This is a genomic window from Streptomyces asoensis (assembly GCF_013085465.1).
GTDB classification, from domain to species: domain Bacteria; phylum Actinomycetota; class Actinomycetes; order Streptomycetales; family Streptomycetaceae; genus Streptomyces; species Streptomyces cacaoi_A.
Window position 1 is genome coordinate 1,770,227 of the sequence record NZ_CP049838.1, and the last position, 12,760, is coordinate 1,782,986.

The window sequence follows — 12,760 nt, forward strand, 5'->3', positions numbered from 1 at the left end:
GCAGCCGACACCTCGTCAGCTCACCTGACCCGACCGGGACGTGATCCACCGTCAGCCGCCCGTCGCCGCGGCACCACTCGGGGCGTTCACACGGGTGAAGCCCGCGGGGTCAGGCGAGCCCCAGCCCGGTCTTCAGGACCCGGCGCAGCGCCGCCTCGGCGTCCGCGTCCGGACCCGGCGACCGCCATACGACGAACCCGTCGGGCCGGACGAGTACGGCGCCTCCGCGTGCCGTGCCGTGGCGCTCCGCCCAGTCGGCGTCGCCCTCCGGCACCAGGTCCGCGTCGGCTCCCGTGCCCACCCGGTACGACTTGAGCGGGAGGACCAGTTCCTCGGCGAGGCGGGTGGCGGCCCCGTGCCATCCGCTCGGCTCACCGGCGTCGCTGAGCAGGACCAGGGACCGCTCGTACAGGTCGAGGGTCGAGAGCCGTTCGTTCCCGCGGCGGACCCACAGGTGAGGTGCCCTGCTGCCGGGTGCGCCGGTCAGGTCGAGGTTCTCCGGCACGACCGGGACCTCGGGATCGGCGCCGACGACAGCGCCCTGCGGGTAGCGGTAGCCGAGGGCCACGCTGAGGATGCCTCGCTGGGGGCCGCCGCCGCCCGCTCCGGGCGGCGCGGCGAACCCGGGGTGGCTGTGCTCGGCCGACCGGGCGGCGGCCCGGGCGCTGGTGGCCTCGGCCACGGGGCGGCGCTCGGCGTCGTAGGTGTCCAGCAGCGCCTCCCCCGCCCAGCCGTCGAGGACCGCGGCCAGCTTCCAGGCGAGGTTGTGCGCGTCCTGGATACCGGTATTGGAACCGAAGGCACCGGTGGGGGACATCTCGTGGGCCGAGTCGCCGGCCAGGAACACCCGTCCCGACCGGTAGCTGCGGGCCACCCGCTGGGCGGCGTGCCAGGGCGCCTTGCCGGTGATCTCCACGTCGAGGTCGGCGACCCCGACCGCCCGGCGGATGTGCTCGACACACCGCTCGTCGGTGAACTCCTCGAGGGTTTCGCCGTGTTCGGGGTGCCAGGGGGCGTGGAAGACCCACTTCTCGCGGTTGTCCACCGGCAGCAGGGCGCCGTCGGCCTCCGGGTTGGTCAGGTAGCAGACGATGAAGTGGCGGTCGCCCACGACGTCGGCGAGGCGGCGGGAGCGGAAGGTGAGGCTGACGTTGTGGAACAGGTCGCCGGGTCCGCTCTGGCCGATGCCGAGCTGCTCCCGGACAGGGCTGCGGGGGCCGTCGGCGGCGACGAGGTAGTCCGCGCGGATGGTGGTGTGCTCACCCGTCTCACGGCTCTTGACCACCGCGGTGACACCGGTGGCGTCGCTGTCGAACGACATCATCTCGGTGTGGAAGCGCAGGTCACCGCCGTGCTGCTTGGCGTGGTCGAGGAGGACCGGCTCGAGGTCGTTCTGGCTGCACAGGCACCAGGAGCTGGGACTGAAGCGGGCCAGGCCGCCGCCCGGGTCGATGTCCCGGAACAGCCACTCGCCCGCGTCGCCGACCAGGGTGGGTGTCTGGAGGATGCCGTGGTTGTCGGCCAGGGTGGCGGCGGCCTCCTGGATCGCCTGCTCGACACCCGCCACCCGGAACAGCTCCATCGTGCGGACGTTGTTCCCGCGGCCGCGCGGATGGATGGAGGTGCCCGCGTGGCGCTCCACCAGTACGTGCGGTACTCCCAGCCGTCCCAGGAACAACGAGGTCGCCAGGCCGACCAGGGAGCCGCCGACGATGAGGACCGGGACCCTGATGGTGTGGGGGCCGGTCTCTTCGGCTCGTTCTTTCGTCACTCTCGCCTCCAGCGCGTCGATTCCGCCGACCCGGCCGGATACGGCGGAGATCCTCATGCATGCCCCGTGGAGGTGACGGCGGCTCAGGCTTCACCCGCCTGCGTCGCGGCGCCGGACGGGCCCGCCCGGTGCCTCTTGAACCGTCGGACCCCGCACACCTTCGGGTGCACGGGGAACGGTTCGGATCGGCCGGGGTCCCGGACGGACTCCCGGACGAGGTCTCGGACGGGCTCTCAGCGGCCGAGGTAGAAGCGGACGGTGGTGCCCTCGTCGGAGGTGTGCAGACGGACCAGGTCGGACACGTAGTGGACCAGCATGAGACCGCGGCCGCCGATCTGACCGCGCTCGGGCGGTCTGCGGCCGGCCAGCGGATCGGACAGTCGGCCCGCGTCCCGGACCTCGCACACGACCTGTCCCGCCTCGGCCCAGACGGCGAGCGTTCCCCGTCCGGCGCCGTGCACCACGCTGTTGGTGGTCAGCTCCGCCACCGCCAGCTCGGTGTCGTCCAGCCGCTGCCCGGCGAGGCCCAGCCGTTCGGCCTCTCCGACCGCGAAGGCGCGCGCCGCGTAGAGCTCGTCGGCGCCGAACGAGAACACGGCGGCGTCCGGCGCGGGCACCAGCGCCTCGTTGTAACGGACGACGACGGAACGCCAGTCGTAGACGTCGCTGGTCCCCTCCTTGTCGCGGGTCACGATCGTCGGGTGGGTGATCCTCGCGTCGGCCAGGACCTCCTCGTCCAGGCGTACCTCGTCGTACGGGCAGAGGATGGTCACCGCACGACCCTCGAAGGCCGCGTTGATCAACGCCTCGTGCTGCGCGCACGCCGGGTACTCGACCGCGCTGCGGCCCGCCCAGATCGGCTCGCCGATGATCCGTACCCGCCCCCGCTGATGGGCGTCGGCGAACGCGCGTAGCACTCCGGGAATGATCCTGCCCGGGTTGCGGCCCGCCACCGTCATGTCCAGCAGGCGAACGGCCTGGGCGTCCGGGCCCAGTCCGGCCCTGATCAGCTCCAGGTTGGGTCCTGGCACCGCCACCGCCACCGGCTCGCCGAGGTCCAGGCCCTCCTGCACGAAGGACACCGTCTGCTCCACGTACTCCTGTTCGGTGCGGTAGAACAGCGCGGGGTGCTCGAACGCCTCGTGGGTCGCCACCGTGTTCATCGCGGCGCCACCTCGATCCTGCCGAGGCCCGGCCAGAACAGGCTCAGTACGCGGGGCACCTGTGGTGGCGGATGCTCGACCACCACCCGGCCCCCGGGCAGGCCCAGTGCCGTGACGGCGAGCGCCGCGACCCCTGCCACGTCGACGAACGCCACTTCCGACAGCTCCACATAGGACACGTCGGCGTGCTGCCGGGCCAAGCCCGCCAAGGCCTCTTCCCAGGGCGAGCGAGTGATCTCGCTGATCTCGCCCCGGGCACGAATGCCGGGCCGACCGGACAACGGGCCCACCTCCAGCACGGCCGGGCCGTGCACCAGGCCGAGTCCGTCGTCTCCCTGCGAGACGTCCACCACCCGCGGTCTCCTTCGCTGTCTGCCGCTCACCGGGACCAGCGTAACGCGGCCCCTCACACCGTCGGTGCGCTACTCGAACAGAGGCGTCGGCCCGGCGGCCGGTGGATTTCCGGAGGCAGGACGTAACCTGACGCGCACCGCACGACGAGGCGGATGCGGACGACGGCCGAACCCATGGTGACGTGATGTGTTGGAGTGCGACGGCCGACCTGGTGGCGGGCGCCGGTGTGGCGGCCGTCGGCGTGGCCTGTGTGACGCACGTGCGCGACCGCCGGGATCTTCCCCTCGCCGCACTGCCGCTGCTGCTCGGGGCTCATCAGGCCGTGGAGTCGGTGGTCTGGGCCTCGGGCGGGGGCAGCGGGCCCGCCACCGTCGTCTGGGCCGTGATCGCGCTGCCGCTGCTGGCGGTGTGGGTGCCGGCGGCGGTGCGGTGCGCCGCCCCGCCGGCCGCCCGGCGCAGACTGACGTTCCTTCTCGCGCTCGGCGTCGCGACCGCCGGGGCGCTCGCGGCCGCTGTCGCCACCGGGCCGGTGACGGCCGAGATCCGCGGCCACACGGTCGGGTACTCGGTCCACCTTTCCCACCCGGCCGTGCTCGTCGCGGGCTATCTCCTGGCCACCGTCGGTTCCCTGCTGCTGTCCGGCGACCGGCGACTGCTGGTCCTCGGGGTGCTGGTCGGCGTGGGCGCGGCGGCCTGCTTCGCGCTGTGGCGGCTGGAGTTCGTCTCGACCTGGTGCGCGTTCGCGGCGCTGTGGTCGGTGCTGCTGCTCGACCGGGTACGCCACCGACCGGACTCCGCACAGCTGTCCCCGGGCCGGACGCGCGACTCCGGCGCCCGCCGGTGAGCGTGCGCACGGCCACCGGACCTCTTGCGTCGAGGCCGCCCCGCCTGACGCGTCGGTCCACGCGTCGGCGCACGATGACGTTGTGCCGGCCGGTGACCGTGCCGGGCTAAGCCTCGCGCCTGCCGCCGAGCGCTGTCAGCAGCATCGCGGCGAAGGCGAAGGCGCCGGCCGCGAGCATCACGGGGCGCGGGCCGGAGGAGTCGACGATCAGGCCGCCGATGAACGAACCCACGCCGATGGCTCCGTTGAAGGCGACCACGTACAGCTGCCCTCCTCGAACGGCTCGTCGGTGGCGTACACCCACATGCGGTCGACGCCGCCGCTGTAGGCGTGCCGGTCGCCGAGGTCGAGGTTCCAGGGCTTCTGCCAGCCGTACGTGAACGCTCAAGCTCCGGCACGGCCTCACCGGCACCCTCACCGTGCTGCTGGACGACGGCACCCGCGCCCGCACCCACGACCTGGGCGACGGCGTGCTCTCCATCGACCTCCCCCGGGGACGCGAGGTGCTCGTCCATTCCGGCTCCCGGCCCGACCTCGTCATCGCGCCCGTCGCCGTGAGCGAACCGGGTGCGGCCTGGGGACTGCCGTAGCAACCGTCCGTCCGCCCGCACCACCGGAAGGGTTCCCATGGCTGTTCCGATCAGAACGGCGGTCGCCGCGCTCTGCGCCGGGCTGGTGGCCGCACTCCTCACGACCGTTCCCGCACGCGCCGAGCAGCAAGAGCGGGTCTGGGCCGTCTCGACAGCGGCCCACGCACCCCGGGCGCGGATATCCCTGGACGACACCACCGGCACGGTGCACCTCGCGGTGTCCCGGGACGGCCGTAAGGTCGTCGAGCCGTCGTCCGTCGGCATCGTCACCGAACAGGCCGACCTCTCCCAGGGGTTGCGCTTCCTGCACCGCAAGGACCGGACGGTGGACGAGCGTTACCTGACCAGGTCCGGAAAGCGCCTGGACCGCAGGGTTCATATGAAGGAGACCCGGCTGTCGTTCGCCACCGCCGCCGGTGCCCGGCTCGACCTCGTCGTCCGCGCCTCCGCCGACGGCGTCGCCTACCGGTACGTCCTGCCCGCCGGGCACGGCGACGTGCTCGGCGAGACCTCCGCCTTCACCCTGCCGCCGGACGCGAGCGCGTGGCTCAGCACCTACCGGGTGGACAACGAGGGCCGGTTCGCCCGGTACACCGCCGCGACCGCTCCCACCGGCGCCTACTCCGACCAGGCGCTCTTCGCCACCCCCGGCGGCTACGCCCTGCTCGCCGAGTCCGACCTCACCGGCAGCTGCTCCGGCGCCCGGCTCGACCACACCCAGGGCACCGGCACCTACCGGATCCAGCTCGCCGACGAACGGGTCCGCGCCGACGGACCCCTCGCCACGCCCTGGCGGGCGATGGTGACCGGCGACCTCGCCACCGTCACCCGGTCCACCTTCACCGACGACCTCGCCCCCGCCTCCGAGGTCGCCGACCCCGCGTGGATCCGGCCCGGCACCGTCCTGTGGACCTGGCTCGCCGGCGGCCGCGCGGCCGGCCAGAGCCTCGCGGCGCAGAAGGCCTACGTCGACTACGCCGCCGAACGGAACTGGCCCTACGAGGCAGTCGATTCGGGCTGGTACTTCAAGAAGGACGAGTGGGACGTCACCGACCCCGACTGGCAGACCAACAGCTGGATGCCGGAACTCGTCGCGTACGCCCGGGCCAAGGGCGTCGGGATCGTCGTCTGGATCCACCGGCGCGACCTCGACACACCCGAGGAACGCGACCGGTGGCTGCCCACCCTGGAGCGGTGGGGCGTCAAGGGCGTGAAGATCGACTTCATGAACTCCGAGGCGCAGGCCATGCTCCGGTGGTACGACACCATCCTGTCGGAGACCGCCGCGCACCATCTCATGGTCGACTTCCACGGCTCCACGATCCCCAAGGGCATCCAGCGCACCTGGCCGCAGGTGATGACCCTGGAAGGCGTCGGCGGTGAGGAGAAGCGGACGAACACCGCCGCCCACCTCACCACCCTGCCGTTCACCCGCAATGTCATCGGCTCCATGGACTTCACCCCGGGCGCCTTCCAACGCGTCGGCCTGCGCCCCAACTCCGACGCGGCCGAGGTCGGACTGGCCGTCGCCTACGAGTCGGGGCTCCAGATGTTCGCGGGCACCCCCGAGTCGTACGACGAACGGCCGCTCGCCCGGGCCTTCTTCGACCAGGTACCGGCGGCCTGGGACGACACCCGGCTGCTGGCCGGACAGCCCGGGCAGGAGGCGGTGCTCGCCCGCCGCAGCGGCGACCGCTGGTTCCTGGGCGGGGTGTACTCGGGCGCCGCCCGCACGGCCCGGGTCCCGCTGACCCTCGGGCCGGGCAGATGGCTGGTCGAGACGGTCGAAGACAGCACCGTCGGCGCCGACGGCCTCGTCCAGGACCGGCGGGTGCTGCGCGGCGGGGACACGCTCACCGTCGACGTCGTCGCCCAGGGCGGTTTCGCCGCCCTCGCCTGCCCCTGGCGGCCGGGCGTCACCACCTGTCACCGCCCGGTCCTCAGGTGACGGGCAGTCCGTAGGCCCGGTCGAAGTGCTGGGCCACCAGGTGTCCGGCTCCGTCGCAGGAGAGCTGCCAGTCGTTGACACCGGTCTCACGGCCGTCGGTGAAGTTCCACAGCAGACGGCCCGAGGCGGTGTCGATCGCGTAGAAGCCGTTCCGGTTCTCGAAGGCCGGAACGTAGACGGCGTGCGCCCCCACCGCGATCGGGTGGTCGACGTTGATCCGGGGGGTCTCGCAGAACCAGCGCCGGGAGCCGTTCGCCGCGTTGAAGGCGTGCACGCCGTAGGGGTCGGTTCCCGTGACGTAGACCGTGTTGCCCGCCGCCCCGAGGGAGGCGAACATGCCGCGTTCCGCCTTCGCCTTCCAGCGGAGCCCTCCGGTGCCGAGGTCCAGGGCGATGAGCTCGGAGCCGATGGCGAAGACGGTCCCGCCGAGCACCGCGAGACCCGGCCGGAGGTCGTAGCCCACCGGGTGCCGCCAGCGCAGGCTGCCGCCGTCGCGGGTGTAGCGGACCGAGATGTTGCGCAGTCCGTCGGCGTAGACGAAGTAGTCGGAGGTGACGACGGGCTGGAGAGGGATGCCGACGTCCTCGGGGTCGATCGGTATGACGAGGGCCCGGCGGGCCTCGAGGTCGACACCGAAGACCGCGCTGGTGGAGGTCGCCACGCCCTGTTCCGTGGACCGGCGCTGGAGCTTGGCGCCCAGGACCGAGACGGCGTAGCCGTCGTAGCCGCCGAGCAGTTGGTCGAACTGGAAGTCCTGGCCGAAGTCGAGGGTGAACCGCTCGGTGCCGTCCGCCGGGTCGACGCCGATCAGCGTCGCACCGGTGCCGAGCGCGACCGCGGCGCCGTAGACCAGCAGGACGGGGCTGGGCGAGAGGCTGATGCCCTGGTACACCCACTTCGGCCGGGCGCCGTTCTCGAGGTCGAGGCAGATCATGGTGCCGGGGCGGGACTTCATCAGGGCCGTGCCCTCGTGGAAGACGGCCGGGGCCTGGAGCAGCGGGCCGCCGCGGTAGACCCAGGTCGGTTCGGGGGCCGGGCCGAGCCTGGGAGCCCGCTGCCCGCCCCCCGTCCTGCCTCTGGTGACGAGGGCCGTGCCTCCGACGAGAGCCGCGCCCGCGGTCACGGCGAGGAGGGCGCGCCGGCCGACACCGGAACGTTCGGGGGCGCGGCGGTGCGCGGGTGCGGGTGCGGGTGCGGGTGCGGGTGCGGGTGCGGGTGCGGCGGAACGTTCCGGCACCGGTTCCGTCCGTTCCACCCCTCCCGCCGGGGCGCCCGGGACCCGCTGTTCCGGCGGGTCCGCGGTGGGCCCCACGCCACCGGCGTCCTCGGCTCCACCGGCGGCGCGGTCGCCGACGCCGCCGGCTCCGTGGGCGCGGTCCGGGTCTGCCGCGCCGCCTGCGTCATCGACGGTGTCGTACGCCGCTCTCTCCACCGGTGCCCGGCCCGGCTCGTATCCGCCGTGCGCGGGCGCCTCGGGGGCGGGTGGGCCGGCCGAGGGCCGCGCGGGGGCCAGGGTCCGCGCGAGGCGGTCGAGGTCCGTCGCGGCCGCCCGGCGCTCGGCGACCATGGCGGCCACTCGCGCGGGCAGCCAGCCCTCCGTCAGCACCTGTTCGGCGCCGCCGGGCGCACAGGCCGCGGAGAGCCGGTCGGGGCTGATCCGAAGCGCCGGGTCCTTGGTGTGACAGAGGCTGATGATCTTGTCCAGCGGTTCGGGCACCTGGGTCAGGTCGGCCGAACCGTGGACCACCTGGTAGAGCAGGGCGGCCACCGCGGCTCCACCGAACGGCGGGTGTCCGGACGCGGCGAACGCGAGCACCGAGCCGAGGCAGAAGACGTCTCCCTCCGGTCCCACCGGATCGCCGGTGGCCTGCTCGGGACACATGTAGTCGAGGGAGCCGAACAGGGCTCCGGAGCCGGTGAGTTCGTAGCCGTCCCGGGCCCGGACGATGCCGAAGTCGATGACGCGCGGACCGTCCGCGGCGAGCAGCACGTTGGACGGCTTGAGGTCGCGGTGCACCAGTCCCTCGGCGTGCACCGCGATCAGCGCCTCGGCGACACCCGCGCCCAGCGCGAGCACCGTCTCCACCGGCAGCGGCCCGTGTGCGGCGACCGCCTCTGCCAGGGTGGGGCCGGGTACGTAGGCGGTGGCGAGCCATGGCGTCTCGTCGTCCGGCGCGGCATCCACCACGGGTGCCGTGTACACACCGCCGACCGCCGCCGCCGCGGCCACCTCGCGCCGGAAGCGGATACGGAAGTTCTTGTCCTCGGCCATCTCGGGACGGATGACCTTGACCGCGACGGTGTGGCCGGCCGGCGACGTGGCCAGATAGACCCGGCCCATGCCGCCTGCGCCGAGCCGGGCCACCGGACGGTAGGGACCTAGCTGCTCGGGATCTTCTGGGCGCAGTGGTTTCATGCCCTCGGCCGCCTGTTCTCGGTGGTACGGGCGGGAGTCCCGCCCACGCCGCGGGGGAAGGCCCTGTGGGGGGTCTGGCAGCAGAGTAGAGGCTGGAGTGGCGGACGAGAGCCCCTCGCGGCAACCACGGCGACTGCCCCGGAGGGAACTGTTCCGCCCTACTCGTGCCCCGCGACGGTGATGTGACGTGGCGTCAGGGGTCGGGTGACACGTGCCCGTCCTGCGGGAACAGTGCGCGATGAGCAACAGCGGAGCGAAAAGTGCAGGATGAAACCACCGGCGCGGGCGAAGACCTCCGATGTGCCGAAGGTCACCCCGCGTTCCCGGCGCCCGCCGGACCTACTGCGGGTCTTCGGCGGCGGCTTCGCAGGTGATCTCGTCCCGTGGGGTGTAGTGGGTGCGGAACGGCTCCCGGCGCACTTCCCTGCCGTCGTTGTAGAAGACCCGATCGACGGTGACGTCGAAGCCCTCCAGCGGGGTCTGCGGCACGCACTTCTCGTCCGTGCTCACCTTCCGCTCCGGCTGCCGCACCTGGGTGCGGGGTCCGGTGACCGACTTGATCTCGTCGTACTTCCTGGTGCCGAGGAAGGTGACGGTCACCGAGGTGTCGGTGGCCTCGGCCTGGATGTAGAGGGCGTGGCCGGAGTCGTTGGCGAACTTCAGATCGAGGCTGCCCCAGGCGACCGTCGCCTCGCGGCCCTCCGGATAGCGCTCGATGTAGAAGGAGTGGGCGCCGTACTCCACGGGCTTGACGCCGGCGAAGAACATCGCGTTGAACATGGTCGTGGCCATGGTGGAGACACCGCCGCCGGGCGCCTTGGTGAACTCGCTGTCGAGGATCATGATGCCCTCGCCGAAGCCGTTGGCCTCGGTGCGCTGCCCCACGGTGCGGTTGAAACTCCAGGTCCCGCCGGGCATGACGACGGAGCCGTTGATGAGCTGTGCGGCCCGCCCGATGTTCTTCGTGCGGTACGCGGCCGGTTCGAAGTGGACGGTGAAGGAGGACATCTTCTCCGTCAGCCCCAGCCGCGCGGCGCTCTCGCGGGTCACCTGCGGCTGGGTCCTTCGCGCGGCCACTTCCCCGGTGCGGGCCGCTCCACCGGACCGGGTGAGCAGCGGCAGCACGGCCTTGCTCAGCGCCTTGTCGGTGATCTGGACGCCGGTCCGGGCGTCGTCGGCCACCACGACCCGGGCGCCGTCCAGCCGCAGGGCGGCGTTCGCGGGGGTGGTGGTGATGCCGGCCAGGGGGCGGGCCACCGAGGGGGCCGCGCGCAGTCCCTTGCCGTCCAGCTTCGGTACCAGCCGGCCGGCGGCGTCCGGCCGCATCGTCAGATGCTCGCCCAGCACCGTCTGCCCGATGGTGAACCGCTTGCCGCCCGTGGTGAGGGTGACGGGCGCCGACATGGCCGGCCGCGCGAACTCGCGCACCGCGCGTCGCACCTCGTCCGCCGTGACCTTCGGCTGTGTCGCGCGGGCGGGCAGGGCCGTGACCGCGCCGGTCTCGCCGCGCAGGAAGGAGGCCCGCAGGGTGCCGACGGCGGCATCCACGTCCAGTGCGTAGCCGGGGTGCGGGACGACCTGCTCGACCCGGCCGTTGGCGAAGCCGACAGCGCCCTCGCGGACCTGCTGGTCGAGGGTCTTCGCCAGCTTCCCCAGGGCGGTGCGGGCCTTGTTCTCGTCGAGTCGTACGACCGGCTCCTCGGCACCGCCCGAGCCGAAGAGCCCGCCGATCAAGCCGGCCGGATCGGACCCGACGCGGGCCGCCCGGTCGACCGTGCGCTCGGCGTCGAAGGTGAGTCCGGCCTGCCGCGGGTCGACGGTCCCGGTGCGGTCCCCGACCCGCACGGTCAGCTCGCGCGAGCCGGCCGCCGTCAGCTGCTCGTCCAGCTTGCGGACGGCCTCCGCGCGGCTGAGGCCGCCGATGTCCACGCCCCGCACCGTCGTGCCCGACTCGATCTCACCGCCCGTGAGCAGCAGCCCGGTCAGGTACAGCGCGCCGACGCCGACGGTCAGCGCACCGCCCGCCAGGGCGAGGGGCGGCACGGAGGCTGTTCGGCGGCGCATGGGTCTCCTGGACGGACGATCGGCGGGTGATCGCCCCGCTGCGCGACGCCATACACGGGACAGCGCCGAATACAGGGGGGCAAGCACCCCAAGCTACCCAAAGCACTCGATGAGCTCATATGTCACAGAACACCTATGTTTCGGATCACGTCCACCGCGGGGACACCGGGCCCACGGAGACCGGTGAGGAGCAGCGTCTTCGTGTCGAGCGAGTCCGCGCTCAACGTCCCGCCGGGGATGGTGCACTACCGTGCCACCAAGATCGCCCAACTCGGCATGGCCCGCGGCCTCGCCGAGTCCTACCCGGCCTCCGGCGTCCTCCGGAGCGCCCACCCCAACCTGCTGCTCGGCCGCTTCACCGAGTGGGAGGAGGTGGCGAACCTCATCGCCTACCTCGCCTCGCCTCTGTCCACCACCACCAACGGCGCCGCGCTGCGCGTGGACGGCGGCGACATCCGCAACGTCACCTGAGCCGCGCCCCGGTCCCGGGGACGGTCAGGCGCCGAGGGGTCCACCGTCCGGATCGGTCGCCGGGGCGGCCACGTCTGCCGCGATCCGGCGGTAGGCGGCGCGGGCCTGGATGATCCGGGCGAGCACGGTCCCGACGAGGGTCGCGGCGCACAGGCAGGTGAGCCAGAAGGTGTCACGGTGGCCGGCCCAGGTGAGCGTGCCTACGGGCGGGATGGCGAAACCGTTGAGGGTCAGCCAGCACAGGACGGCCGTACCCGGGGCCGCGGTGAAGCGGGCGCAGAGACCCAGCAGAGCCGCCAGGAGAGACAGGGCGGCCAGCGCGAACCCGGGGCGGTCCGAGCCCACCAGTATGTTGTGCACGGCCACCAGGACCAGCGCGCCGCCGAAGGCCGTGGCCCACACCACCGGGGTGGCGACGGGCTGGGGCACGGGCCGGGCGCCGGCCCTGAGGGACACCCACTGGATCATGCTGCACGCTTCCTTCCGGTCCCCCATGCCCCCGGAACGCCGGCCGCCACGGCAGCGTGGACCTCGACGCGCATTCTCCCACCCGGTCGCCGAGCACACTCCCGTCGCCCCGTTCCCTGTGCTGACTAGGGTGGCATCGACAGGTGTTCGAAGGAACGCTCCAACCAGACAGGGGGCGGCCGTGGGTGCTCCACGCCTGAGCAGTACGCCGTTGCCGGGGATCGGCGTCCGCTACGACCTGACCACACGCGAGCGACGCCGCCTCTCGGTGGTCGCGCACCGCGACGGGGCACGCACGCTGAGCGCGTACCAGGAGGACGATCCGGACGCCTGCGCCCTGTCGGTGCGGCTGACCTCCGGCGAGGCGGCGGCGCTCATCGACGCGATGTTGCCGGCCCACCACAGCCCCAGCCTGCTGTCCACCACCGAGCTGGGGTTGGTGGCGGAGCGCGTCGAGCTGCCGGGGACGTCGCACTGGAACGGGCGGCTGCTCGGCGAGACCCGGATGCGCACCGAGACAGGGGTGTCGATCGTGGCGGTGCTGCGCCGCGCCGAGGCCATCCCCTCACCGAAGCCGGACTTCCGGCTGACCGGCGGGGACACGCTGATCCTCATCGGCACGAGGGAGGGCGTGGAGGCGGCCGCGGCGATCCTCGCGCGGGAGTGAGGCG

At 72.9% G+C, this 12,760-nt stretch carries 11 protein-coding genes and 1 pseudogene; 5 read left to right on the forward strand and 7 right to left on the reverse strand.

The window, feature by feature from the left end; genetic code table 11:
* Positions 1–109: 109 nt before the first annotated feature.
* From G9272_RS07770 to G9272_RS07780, 3 genes are all read right to left on the reverse strand, one after another.
* Complete coding sequence (locus tag G9272_RS07770; RefSeq protein WP_253267755.1) at positions 110–1,828, reverse strand: FAD-dependent oxidoreductase; 1,719 nt, start codon at positions 1,826–1,828, stop codon at positions 110–112.
* A gap of 176 nt (positions 1,829–2,004) precedes the next feature.
* Entirely contained in the window at positions 2,005–2,934 is a 930-nt protein-coding gene (locus tag G9272_RS07775; protein ID WP_171395853.1) for an anti-sigma factor RsbA family regulatory protein, read from the reverse strand.
* Positions 2,931–3,287 carry an STAS domain-containing protein gene (locus G9272_RS07780; RefSeq protein ID WP_171395854.1) on the reverse strand — a complete coding sequence of 119 codons (357 nt, stop codon included), beginning with the start codon at positions 3,285–3,287 and terminating at the stop codon, positions 2,931–2,933. Before G9272_RS07780 ends, G9272_RS07775 begins: the two co-directional genes overlap by 4 nt.
* Positions 3,288–3,472: 185 nt before the next feature.
* Between G9272_RS07780 and G9272_RS07785 the strand changes: the two genes are divergently transcribed.
* The gene (locus G9272_RS07785) at positions 3,473–4,132 is read left to right on the forward strand and encodes a DUF6629 family protein (protein ID WP_171395855.1); all 660 of its coding nucleotides are present in this window, start codon (positions 3,473–3,475) and stop codon (positions 4,130–4,132) included.
* 106 nt (positions 4,133–4,238) lie between these two features.
* On the opposite strand, the gene G9272_RS07790 is transcribed toward G9272_RS07785, so the two are convergent.
* Positions 4,239–4,391 carry a hypothetical protein gene (locus G9272_RS07790; protein ID WP_171395856.1) on the reverse strand — a complete coding sequence of 51 codons (153 nt, stop codon included), beginning with the start codon at positions 4,389–4,391 and terminating at the stop codon, positions 4,239–4,241.
* A gap of 124 nt (positions 4,392–4,515) precedes the next feature.
* Between G9272_RS07790 and G9272_RS07795 the strand changes: the two are divergent.
* Both G9272_RS07795 and G9272_RS07800 read left to right on the forward strand, forming a co-directional pair.
* Positions 4,516–4,722 (forward strand): annotated as a pseudogene (locus G9272_RS07795) (hypothetical protein); the annotation flags it as partial.
* Between the two features lie 37 nt (positions 4,723–4,759).
* The gene (locus G9272_RS07800) at positions 4,760–6,670 is read left to right on the forward strand and encodes a glycoside hydrolase family 97 protein (RefSeq protein ID WP_171395857.1); all 1,911 of its coding nucleotides are present in this window, start codon (positions 4,760–4,762) and stop codon (positions 6,668–6,670) included.
* On the opposite strand, the gene G9272_RS07805 is transcribed toward G9272_RS07800, so the two are convergent.
* Positions 6,663–9,086, reverse strand: a complete 2,424-nt coding sequence (locus G9272_RS07805; protein WP_171395858.1) for a protein kinase domain-containing protein — start codon at positions 9,084–9,086, stop codon at positions 6,663–6,665. The genes G9272_RS07800 and G9272_RS07805 overlap by 8 nt on opposite strands.
* A 339-nt stretch (positions 9,087–9,425) precedes the next feature.
* Entirely contained in the window at positions 9,426–11,150 is a 1,725-nt protein-coding gene (locus tag G9272_RS07810; RefSeq protein ID WP_171395859.1) for a VanW family protein, read from the reverse strand.
* Positions 11,151–11,351: 201 nt separating this feature from the next.
* On the opposite strand from G9272_RS07810, the gene G9272_RS07815 reads away from it, so the two are divergent.
* Positions 11,352–11,621 (forward strand): SDR family oxidoreductase, encoded by a 270-nt coding sequence (locus G9272_RS07815; RefSeq protein WP_216377812.1) that lies wholly within the window; start codon positions 11,352–11,354, stop codon positions 11,619–11,621.
* 24 nt (positions 11,622–11,645) lie between these two features.
* Here the strand turns inward: G9272_RS07815 and G9272_RS07820 are convergent, their stop codons facing one another.
* A complete protein-coding gene (locus G9272_RS07820; RefSeq protein WP_171395861.1) occupies positions 11,646–12,089 on the reverse strand; it encodes a hypothetical protein in 444 nt (147 codons plus the stop codon).
* 181 nt (positions 12,090–12,270) lie between these two features.
* On the opposite strand from G9272_RS07820, the gene G9272_RS07825 reads away from it, so the two are divergent.
* Complete coding sequence (locus G9272_RS07825) at positions 12,271–12,756, forward strand: cation:proton antiporter regulatory subunit (RefSeq protein WP_171395862.1); 486 nt, start codon at positions 12,271–12,273, stop codon at positions 12,754–12,756.
* Positions 12,757–12,760 lie beyond the last annotated feature (4 nt).

Excerpts from the sequence above, each read along its gene's own strand:
- G9272_RS07770 (WP_253267755.1), bottom strand. The coding sequence starts at position 1,828 with ATGAGGATCTCCGCCGTATCCGGCCGGGTCGGCGGAATCGACGCGCTG.
- G9272_RS07775 (WP_171395853.1), bottom strand. The coding sequence starts at position 2,934 with ATGAACACGGTGGCGACCCACGAGGCGTTCGAGCACCCCGCGCTGTTC.
- G9272_RS07785 (WP_171395855.1), top strand. The coding sequence starts at position 3,473 with ATGTGTTGGAGTGCGACGGCCGACCTGGTGGCGGGCGCCGGTGTGGCG.
- G9272_RS07800 (WP_171395857.1), top strand. The coding sequence starts at position 4,760 with ATGGCTGTTCCGATCAGAACGGCGGTCGCCGCGCTCTGCGCCGGGCTG.
- G9272_RS07805 (WP_171395858.1), bottom strand. The coding sequence starts at position 9,086 with ATGAAACCACTGCGCCCAGAAGATCCCGAGCAGCTAGGTCCCTACCGT.
- G9272_RS07810 (WP_171395859.1), bottom strand. The coding sequence starts at position 11,150 with ATGCGCCGCCGAACAGCCTCCGTGCCGCCCCTCGCCCTGGCGGGCGGT.
- G9272_RS07820 (WP_171395861.1), bottom strand. The coding sequence starts at position 12,089 with ATGATCCAGTGGGTGTCCCTCAGGGCCGGCGCCCGGCCCGTGCCCCAG.